The following is a 9,319-nucleotide window of genomic DNA, read 5'->3' as shown; positions in this document are numbered from 1 at the left end:
GTCAGCCGACCACCCACGCCCACCCGACCACCCACCCCGGCCCGCAACCACCCAGGCAACCCGACCCGAGGCCGCTCGCCGAAGGCGACAGGCGGCCTTGCCCGAGCTAGAAAACACAGCCCGAGCTGGAAAACACCTAGCGCAGCATCATCCACACCGCTCCGGCGATCGCCGTGGCCACGATCCCGGCCTGGAGGACGGGAACCGGGAGCCGGCCGACGAGCCGGGTGCCGAGCCAACCGCCGAGCGCCCCGGGCAGCACGAGCTGCGCGGCCAGCGCCCAGTCGGCCAGCCCGGTGGCGGCGAAGGCCGCGGCCACCAGGACCGCCATGCCCAGCAGCAGCACGTTGCGGGTGCGCAGCAGGTCCGGCAGCGACGCGCCGGCGAGTACCGGGGTCAGGCCGAGCACGACGAGGGCGAGCGTTCCGGTGCCGACGCCGACCAGCCCGGCGTAGACGCCGCAGGCGAACATCGCCGCGGCGGTGGCCCGCCGGCCGAGCGTGCGCCCGACCCGCCCGACCCGGCGCTTGACCGGTTCGCCGACCATGACCAGGACCGCGGCCGGCACCAGGACGAACGGCGCGACCGCGCGGAACGCGCCGGGCGGGGTGACCGCGAGGACGGCCACGCCGACGAGCGTCCCGAGGCATCCGGTCACCAGCAGCGCGGCGCCGGGCCGGTAGTCCGTGGCAAGGCGGGCGGCGCCGAGGAAGGACGCCGGGGTGACCAGCTGGCTGGTGGCGTGCGCGGTCAGCGCGGGGACGCCGAGCGCGGTGAGCGCCAGAAACGTCACGATCGCGCCGCCGCCGGCCGCGGTGTTGAGAATTCCGGTCACCAGGGCGGCAAGAACGGCCGGTGGGTTGAGGGCGCCGAGCACGGCGACCGCCGCAATGAGCGCGCCAATTGCCGTGTGCGTGCTCCGTCTACTGTGGACGGTGGCGGTCACAGTCCCCGTCCGCGCGATTCGCACAGGCCGATGTAGAGCTTGCAGGTGACCCAGTTGAGCACCGTGGCGGCGTCGGTATCGCCGGCCGGCGTGTCGCTTGCGGTGACCCGCGTGCCGGACGCGTGTGCCGTGTAGGCCAACGCATAGAGCAGGGTCGCCTCGCGCACGGTCAGGTCGAGACGGATCCGGGCGGCGTTCGGGTTGCGCCTGGCGGCCGACAGTTGGAGGGCGTCGGTAGTCATCCCATCCTCCACAAACAACCGTTGAGTGCGGCGGCGTTGATTCAAGCGATCGCCGACGCTACGCCGTGCACCGGTGGAAACCCATCGTCCGACCGGGCGGTGACAATGGGTATGCACCCACCGAAAGTAGAGTCGCAATGTGCATCTCTCTACCTAGGCGCGTGGCCGGTATTCCGGCTCATTGTTCTGCGCCCGCGCGGCCGAGCTGATCAAGCTCCGGGGCCGGAACCACGACTCCCGGGCGGTGGCGCTCCACGAGGATGTGAGTCCCGGCGGTTACCCTCGGGCCGTGACTGCGGAGACCCTGTACGGCGCCGACGACCTGACCCATCTCGAGGGTCTGGAGGCGGTGCGCAAGCGGCCCGGGATGTACATCGGGTCCACCGACAGCCGGGGCATCAACCACCTGCTCGCCGAGATCGTGGACAACGCCACCGACGAGGGGATCGCCGGGCACGCGAGCCGGGTCGTGGTGACCCTGCACGCGGACGGCAGCGTCCAGGTCGACGACGACGGCCGGGGCATCCCGACCGGGGTGCACGCCAAGTCCGGGCTGTCCGGCGTCGAGCTGGTGCTGACCCGGCTGCACGCGGGCGGCAAGTTCGGCGGCTCGGGGTACAAGACCTCCGGCGGCCTGCACGGGGTGGGCGCGTCCGCGGTGAACGCGCTGTCCCACCGGTTCGACGTGACCGTCCGGCGGGACGGCAAGGTGCACCAGATGTCGTTCGCCGGCGGCGTGCCCGGCGTGTTCGACGGCCCCGGCCCGAAGGCCAAGTTCACCAAGCGGTCCGGCCTGCAGGTGACCGGACGGATGAAGCGCGGCGAGCGGCCCGGCACGTCGATCCGGTACTGGTACGACGCCCGCTACTTCGAGGCGGGCGCCGCGCTCGACGTGGACGCGGTGCGGACCAAGCTGCGCAACACCGCGTTCCTGGTACCCGGCGTCACCTACGTGCTGCGCCACGCGACCGACGGCGCGATCGGCGAGGAGACCTTCCACTTCCCCGGCGGCCTTTCCGACATGGTGGACTTCCTTGCCCCGTCGGGAGATCGGCCGGTCTGCGGCACGCTGCTGATCAACGGTGAGGGGGTCTACCACGAGAACGCCGCGGACGAGAACGGCGTCATGCGCTCCAAAGTGGAGCGTCGCGCCGAGATCGAGGTGGCGCTGCGCTGGGGAACCGGCTACGAAACGACCGTCGAGTGCTTCACCAACACGATCCGCAACGTGCACGGCGGCACGCACCGCAAGGGTTTCGACCGGGCCGCGGTGCGCGCCGTGCAGGAGGCGATCGCCAAGTCCCGCGGCCTGCTCAAGCCCAAGGAGGACCCGCCGACCCTGGACGACGTGCTCGAGGGCATGACCGCCGTGATCCACGTGCGGATCCCGGAGCCGCAGTTCACCTCCCAGACCAAGGACGAGCTGTCCACCGCCGGGATCACCAAGGTGCTGCAGGGGATCGTCGAGCGCGAGATCAAGGCCTGGACCGAGCACCGCCGCACCAAGGCCGAGGCCAAGACCGTGCTGCAGAAGGTCGTCGACGCCGCCCGGGTCCGCCTCGCCCAGAAGCAGCAGAAGGACGCCGCCCGCCGCAAGACCGCGCTGGAGGGCGCGGCCATGCCGGCCAAGCTCGTCGACTGCCGCACCACCGGCGTCTCCCGCAGCGAGATCTTCCTCGTGGAGGGCGACAGCGCGCTCGGCTCGGCGCGCATGGCGCGGGTCTCGGAGTACCAGGCACTTCTGCCGCTGCGGGGCAAGATTTTGAACGTGCAGAAGGCAAGCCTGGCCGACACGCTGCGCAACGTGGAGATCGCGTCGATCGTGCAGGTGCTCGGGGCGGGGTCCGGGCGGACGTTCGACCTGTCGGCGATGCGCTACGGGCGGGTGATCCTGATGGCCGACGCGGACGTCGACGGGTCGCACATCCGGACGCTGCTGATCACGCTGTTCGCCCGGTACATGCGGCCGGTGATCGAGGACGGGCGGCTGTACGCGGCGATGCCGCCGTTGCACAAGGTCGTCACCAAGGGGCGCAACCCGCAGACCCGGTTCACGTTCACCCAGCGGGAGATGGAGCAGACCGTCGCCGCCTTCGAGAAGGCCGGCAAGCAGGTCGTCAAGCCGGTGCCGCGGTTCAAGGGCCTCGGTGAGATGGACGCCGACGAGCTGTGGGAGACCACGATGAACCCGGCCACCCGCTCCGTCCGCCGGATCACCCTCGATGACGCACGGGCCGCCGACGAGGCCCTCGAGCTGCTCATGGGCGAGAAGGTGGAACCCCGCCGCGCCTGGCTGGTGGAGCACGCCGGCCAGGTCGACCAGGAAGCGATCGACGTCTGATGACGGAGGAATCCCCGCATGGCACGCCGTAAGGGCCCCACCACCAAGGTCGACCCGACCGCATTCGACACCGCAGGGGCCACCGTCATCGACAAGCCGGTGAAGTCGGAGATCGAGGACTCCTACCTCGAGTACGCGTACTCGGTCATCCACTCCCGGGCCCTGCCCGACGCCCGCGACGGCCTCAAACCCGTCCACCGCCGCATCCTCTACTCGATGCACGAGCAGGGCCACCGGCCCAACTCCGCCTACGTCAAGTGCTCGCGCATCGTCGGCGACACGATGGGCAAGTACCACCCCCACGGCGACGCCGCCATCTACGACGCCATGGTCAGGCTTGCTCAAGACTTCTCGATGAACGTCCCGCTGATCGACGGGCACGGCAACTTCGGAAGCCCGGACGACGGCCCGGCCGCCTCGCGCTACTGCGTCACCGGCGACACCCGAATTCGCCTCGCCGATGGTTCCAGCCCACGGATCGCGGACCTGGTGAACCTGCCCGCGGACTCCGAGGCCGACGCCGACTTCGAGGTTCTGGACAAGGACGGCAAGGCTGTCCGGGTCAACAAGGTCTTCAACTCTGGTGTCCACCCGACGCTACGTGTCACCACGAAGTCGGGTTTCTCCTTGCGCGGCAGCGAAAATCACCTAGTGCTCTGCCTGGATGCACCTATGGGTGTGCCGTTGTTCCAGTGGCGTCGCCTTGACGAGATCCGATCGGGCGCTGTCGTGTGTATCGCCCGCAACGCGTGGGAGCAGGTCATCCCCACGGCGCAGGAGTACATGCTGGGATTGTTGGGGGGAGCGTGGGTAACTGAGGGATTTGCCAGTGCGACCCGCGCGGGCTTCAACAACACAGACGAGCACTTCTTCAACGAGGTACTCCACGCTTATGATCATGTCGTCGGGGGCAGGCGGTACGTGTCCGAACGTCGTACCAAGCGCGGCGGGAAGCGCATCCAGGAGCTTGACATCCAGGAGCACGCCGGTGGCATGGCGGCGTTCCGGGCCAGCCCACTGGCGGAGTTGATCGGCCACCAAGCGCGAGACAAGTTCGTTCCCGAGTTCGTATGGAGCGGTGGATGGGGAGTCAAGAGGGCGTTTCTCATGGCCGCCTTCGAAGGCGACGGCGGTAGTCGCGAGGCATATAGCTCGTTCACCATTCAGTACAGCACCTACAGCGAACGGCTTGCTCGTGAACTCCAGGAGTTGCTCGCCGAGTTCGGCGTGATCGCATCTCGTCGTCAGTACCGACGGCCAAGCGGGGCCTTGGAATATCGGTTGGTTGTCGCGGGACTGCGCAACGTCCGAGCCTATGCTGAGCGAGTCGGATTTCTCAGGACAAAACAGGCCAAACTCGGCTCGCTGCTGCGCCACTCACCGCTTCGCCCGCATCGGCTCAGCGGGGACCACGTGCCGTTCGTCGCCGACTATGTTCGCGGTGCGGTGGATTTTGGCCGGCGCGGAAGCGGCCGAAAGTGGTTGACGCAGCACAACTTCGATCGGTTGGAGCGGTGGGCGACCGAGCGGCTGCGCATCATTGATCGGATCAAGGATCCTGAGGTGCTGGCCACCATCCTGCCGATCATGGACTCGGGATACCGGTTCGAGGAGGTCACCGACGTTCAGGCAGGTGAGCCAGCTGAGGTCTACTCCGTTCGCGTCGAGTCCGACGACCACTCGTTCCTCGCTGGCGGCTTCGTCAACCACAACACCGAAGCGCGGATGTCGCAGGCGGCGATGCTGCTCGTGGGGGAGTTGGGCGAGGACACGATCGACTTTCGGCCTAACTACGACGGGTCGATGCTCGAGCCGTCCGTGCTGCCGGCGGCGTTTCCGAACCTGCTGGTGAACGGGACGTCGGGGATCGCGGTGGGGATGGCCACCAACATGATTCCGCACAACCTGGGGGAGGTGGTCGACGCGGCGCGGTGGTTGATCAACCATCCCGAGGCGTCGCTGGACAAGCTGATGGAGTTCGTGCCGGGGCCGGACCTGCCGACCGGCGGGATTCTGCTTGGCCTCGACGAGGTGCGCAAGGCGTACGAGACCGGGCGCGGTGTGGTGCGGATGCGGGCCAAAGTGGACATCGGGCCGCTTGAGGGCAGCCGCGGGCGGCAGGCGATCACGATCACCGAGCTGCCGTACGGGGTCGGGCCGGAGAAGATCATCGAGAAGGTGACCGACGAGGTCACGAAGTCCAGGCGGCTCACCGGGATCGCGGACATCAAGGACCTGACCGACCGGGAGAACGGCACCCGCGTGGTGATCGAGTGCAAGGTCGGGGTGAACCCGCAGGCGCTGCTGTCCGATCTGTACCGGCTGACGCCGATGGAGCAGTCGTTCGGGATCAACAACCTGGTGCTCGTGGACGGGCAGCCGCGAACCTTGGGGCTCAAGGAGCTGCTGGAGGTCTTCCTCAAGCACCGCTTCGAGGTCGTCACCCGCCGGACCCGGTACCGCAAGCGCAAGCGGGAGGAGCGGCTGCATCTGGTCGAGGGTCTGCTGCTGGCGCTGCTGGACATCGACGCGGTGATCCGGTTGATCCGGGGCAGCGACAACGCTCAGAAAGCCAAGGAGGGCTTGATGAGCGAGTTCGGGCTGTCCGAGATCCAGGCCACCTACATCCTCGACACGCCGCTGCGCCGGCTGACCAAGTACGACAAGCTCGAGCTTGAGTCCGAACAGGACACGCTTACCGCCGAGATCGCGGAGCTGGCCAGGATTCTCGATGACGAGTCGGTGCTTCGTAAGGTCGTTTCGAAGGAACTGGCCGAGGTCGCCAAGACGCTGGCCGGCGAGCGGCGCACCGTGCTCATGGACGGCGACCTCAAGGAGGTCCTCGCCGCGTCGAAACCCGCCGGGCCGCTTGAGGTTGCCGATGACCCGTGCCAGGTGATCCTGTCCGCGACCGGGATCGTCGCCCGCACCGCGGCCGAGTCCGAGGAGGTGTCGGAGGGGCGGCGGCGCAGCGGCCGGGCCAAGCACGACGCCGTGGCCGCGGTGGTGCACTCCACCGCCCGCGGCCAGGTCCTGCTGATCACCAGCCACGGCCGGGCCGTCAAGACCGACGTGCTGCCGCTGCCCGTGCTGCCCGAGCAGCCGGGCACGGTGTCACTTGCCGGCGGGATGGCGGCCCGCGAGCTGGTTTCCTTGCAGCCCAACGAGAAGGTCGTCGGCATCGCGCCGCTGTCCGGGGATGGCCCGGGCATCGCCATGGGCACCCGGCAGGGCGTCGTCAAGGTATGCGTGCCCGAATGGCCGGTCCGGTCCGACGAGTTCGAGGTGATCGGGCTCAAGGAGGGCGACGAGGTGGTCGGCGCCACCTGGCTGAGCGACGGCACCGAGACCCTGGCGTTCGTGTCGTCCGACGCGTCGCTGCTGCGGTTCGCCGCGACGCTGGTGCGGCCGCAGGGCCTCAAGGGCGGCGGCATGGCCGGCATCAACCTCGGCCCCGGCGCGAGCGTGGTGTTCTTCGGCGCGGTGCGCACCGACGACGACGAGCACGGCGAGCCGATGGTGGTCACCTCCACCGGCCGCAGCGTCAAGGTGACGCCGTTCGACCGGTACCCGCCCAAGGGCCGGGCCACCGGCGGCGTGCGCGCACACCGGTTCCTCAAGGGCGAGTCCCGCGTCGCCCTCGCCTGGATCGGCCCGCGACCGGCCGGGGCCAGCGGCACCGGGATCCCGGTCGAGCTACCCGAGGTCGACCCGCGCCGGGACGGCTCCGGCTCGGCTCATCCCGGCCCCGACGTCGTCGGCCACCTCATCGAACGCGGCTGAGCTTGCCAGCCGGGCCGCCCGGACGTGCGGGGCGACCGGGCTGAGCAGCAGCCAGTCGGGCAGGCCGCGGACGATCCACCGGGCGCCGGTCAGCGTGATGGCGCCGTCCCGGATCGCGTCGCGCAGCTCGATCTCGCCCTCCCACATGCGGTACAGCGTGGCCAGGTCCGAGGCCAGCACGGCGTCGATGTCGAAGCCGGGGTCGACGTAGCAGACCGACGCGTCGCCGGGCTCGACGACCAGCCAGAACGTGCGGCGGTGGTCGGATACCTCGATCTGGATGACCGCCCGCCCGGTGACGTCGCTGGTGTCGATGCGGCCGTGCAGCCACCACATGAGGGTCTCGGGGTCGAGCTCGTCGGGCCGCGGGTCGCCGAAGGCGTAGCGGGCGCCCCATGCGGCCAGCCCGAGCACCAGCCCGCGCAGGTCCCGGCCGGCGCGGGTCAGCTCGTAGCCGTCGGCGGACCGCACCACCAGACCGGCGTTCTGCAGCTGGCGCAGCCGGCGGGACAGCAGCGCCCTGGACAGCCCCGGCAGGCCGCGGGCGATGTCGTTGAACCGCCGGACGCCGTTGAGCATCTCCCGCACGATCAGCAGCGTCCACCGGTCGCCGAGGATCTCGGCGGCGCGCACGATCGGGCAGTACTGGGCGTAGGTCCGCATGGTAGATAGGTCGGCCGCCGGCCCCGGCGCCGTTACGCCCTCCGGGTTCAGTTTGTGAACTACCCGACCGGACGCCCGATTCTTACCGTCTGTGCATGACGATCACAGAGACCATCCAATCCGGATCGGGCACCTACCCGATCCCGGTCAGACCCGACGACACCCGCTTCGTCGGCCTTGCCGGGCGGATCGGCGCGGTGGCCGCCGAGCACGCGACCGAGCACGACCGCGACGCCACCTTCGTGTCCGAGGCCTACGCCGCGATGCGCGAGCACGGCTACCTGGCCCTTGCCGTGCCCGAGGAGCTCGGCGGCGGGGGCGCCACCCTGCGCCAGGTGTGTTACGCGCAGGCCGAGCTGGCCCGGCACGACGGCGCGACCGCGCTGTCGGTGGCCATGCACCACTACCTGACGCTGGTCCAGGCGTTCCGGTACCGCAACGGCGCCGGCGACGCCGAGGCGGTGCTGCGCCGCGTGGCCGCCGACGGCATCGTGATCGCCACCAGCGGCGGGTCGGACTGGCTGTGGCCGACGTCGACGGCCGTGCCGGACGGCGACGGCTACCGGGTCAGCGGGCGCAAGATGTTCTGCAGCCAGTCGCCCGGCGCGACGGTCGTCGTCACCTGCGCGGTGCTGGGCGAGCCGGGCGAGCACGCCGAGGTGCTGCACTTCAGCGTGCCGCTGGCCGCCGAGGGCGTGCGGCTCGAGCAGACCTGGGACACCCTCGGGATGCGCGGCACCGCCAGCCACGACGTCGTGCTGGAGGACGTGTACGTCCGGGCCGACAAGATCGCCGGCCGCCGGCCGTACGGGGAGTTCGGGGTGCCGCTGCTGGCCGCCACCATCCACTTCGCCCCGGTCGTCGGCGCCACGTACTTCGGGATCGCGTCCGGCGCCCGCGACCTCGCGGTGTCCGCGGCCGCCGGCGGCAGCCGCGGACCGCGGTCGCTGTCCGCGCTGCCCCGGGTGCACCGGCAGGTCGGGCTGATGGACGCCAAGCTGCGCGGCGCATGGTGGGCGCTGATGGGCGCGCTCGACGAGCTCGGCGACGACTACGGCCTCGGACCGTCCACAATGGCCACCGTCATGGTCGCCAAGCGGCAGGCGGTCACCCGAGGCCGTCAAGGTCGTCGACCTGGCCATGGACGTCCTCGGCGGCCGGTCCTACTACCGCAGGGCCAAGCTGGAGCGCGCCTACCGCGACGTCCGGGCCGGCGCCTACCACCCGCTCACCCCGGAGCTCACCCTCACCTACGCGGGCAAGCTCGCGCTCGGCGACCCCGGCGTCACCGAGTAGCGGAGAGCAACCCGGCGGCGCCCCGGAAACTCGTCGCGACGAGTTTCC

The 9,319-nt window shown here is 70.0% G+C and carries 6 protein-coding genes and 1 pseudogene; 4 read left to right on the top strand and 3 right to left on the bottom strand.

Annotation, left to right across the window (positions count from 1 at the left end; genetic code table 11):
- Positions 1-136: 136 nt before the first annotated feature.
- Together VGX25_RS25810 and VGX25_RS25805 are read right to left on the bottom strand one after the other, a co-directional pair.
- The gene (locus VGX25_RS25810) at positions 137-946 is read right to left on the bottom strand and encodes a sulfite exporter TauE/SafE family protein (RefSeq protein WP_326920495.1); all 810 of its coding nucleotides are present in this window, start codon (positions 944-946) and stop codon (positions 137-139) included.
- Positions 943-1,188: a hypothetical protein gene (locus tag VGX25_RS25805; protein WP_326920494.1), complete on the bottom strand. Its 246-nt coding sequence runs from the start codon at positions 1,186-1,188 to the stop codon at positions 943-945. Before VGX25_RS25805 ends, VGX25_RS25810 begins: the two co-directional genes overlap by 4 nt.
- 289 nt (positions 1,189-1,477) lie before the next feature.
- Between VGX25_RS25805 and VGX25_RS25800 the strand changes: the two genes are divergently transcribed.
- Together VGX25_RS25800 and VGX25_RS25795 are read left to right on the top strand one after the other, a co-directional pair.
- Positions 1,478-3,529, top strand: a complete 2,052-nt coding sequence (locus tag VGX25_RS25800) for a DNA topoisomerase IV subunit B (protein WP_326920493.1) — start codon at positions 1,478-1,480, stop codon at positions 3,527-3,529.
- Between the two features lie 18 nt (positions 3,530-3,547).
- Positions 3,548-7,312, top strand: a complete 3,765-nt coding sequence (locus VGX25_RS25795) for a DNA gyrase subunit A (protein ID WP_326920492.1) — start codon at positions 3,548-3,550, stop codon at positions 7,310-7,312.
- Here the strand turns inward: VGX25_RS25795 and VGX25_RS25790 are convergent.
- A complete protein-coding gene (locus VGX25_RS25790; protein ID WP_326920491.1) occupies positions 7,226-7,975 on the bottom strand; it encodes a helix-turn-helix domain-containing protein in 750 nt (249 codons plus the stop codon). The genes VGX25_RS25795 and VGX25_RS25790 overlap by 87 nt on opposite strands.
- A gap of 95 nt (positions 7,976-8,070) precedes the next feature.
- Here VGX25_RS25790 and VGX25_RS35790 point away from each other — a divergent pair.
- Positions 8,071-8,685, top strand: a pseudogene (locus VGX25_RS35790) (acyl-CoA dehydrogenase family protein); the annotation flags it as partial.
- A gap of 430 nt (positions 8,686-9,115) precedes the next feature.
- Positions 9,116-9,271: a hypothetical protein gene (locus VGX25_RS35785; RefSeq protein WP_414635964.1), complete on the top strand. Its 156-nt coding sequence runs from the start codon at positions 9,116-9,118 to the stop codon at positions 9,269-9,271.
- Positions 9,272-9,319: the final 48 nt, after the last annotated feature.

Source organism: Actinophytocola sp., assembly GCF_035942955.1.
In the GTDB taxonomy this organism is placed as follows: Bacteria; Actinomycetota; Actinomycetes; order Mycobacteriales; family Pseudonocardiaceae; genus DASYTH01.
This window is presented reverse-complemented; position numbering and strand designations above follow the sequence as displayed.

Excerpts from the sequence above, each read along its gene's own strand:
- VGX25_RS25805 (WP_326920494.1), bottom strand. The coding sequence starts at position 1,188 with ATGACTACCGACGCCCTCCAACTGTCGGCCGCCAGGCGCAACCCGAAC.
- VGX25_RS25795 (WP_326920492.1), top strand. The coding sequence starts at position 3,548 with ATGGCACGCCGTAAGGGCCCCACCACCAAGGTCGACCCGACCGCATTC.
- VGX25_RS25790 (WP_326920491.1), bottom strand. The coding sequence starts at position 7,975 with ATGCGGACCTACGCCCAGTACTGCCCGATCGTGCGCGCCGCCGAGATC.
- VGX25_RS35785 (WP_414635964.1), top strand. The coding sequence starts at position 9,116 with ATGGACGTCCTCGGCGGCCGGTCCTACTACCGCAGGGCCAAGCTGGAG.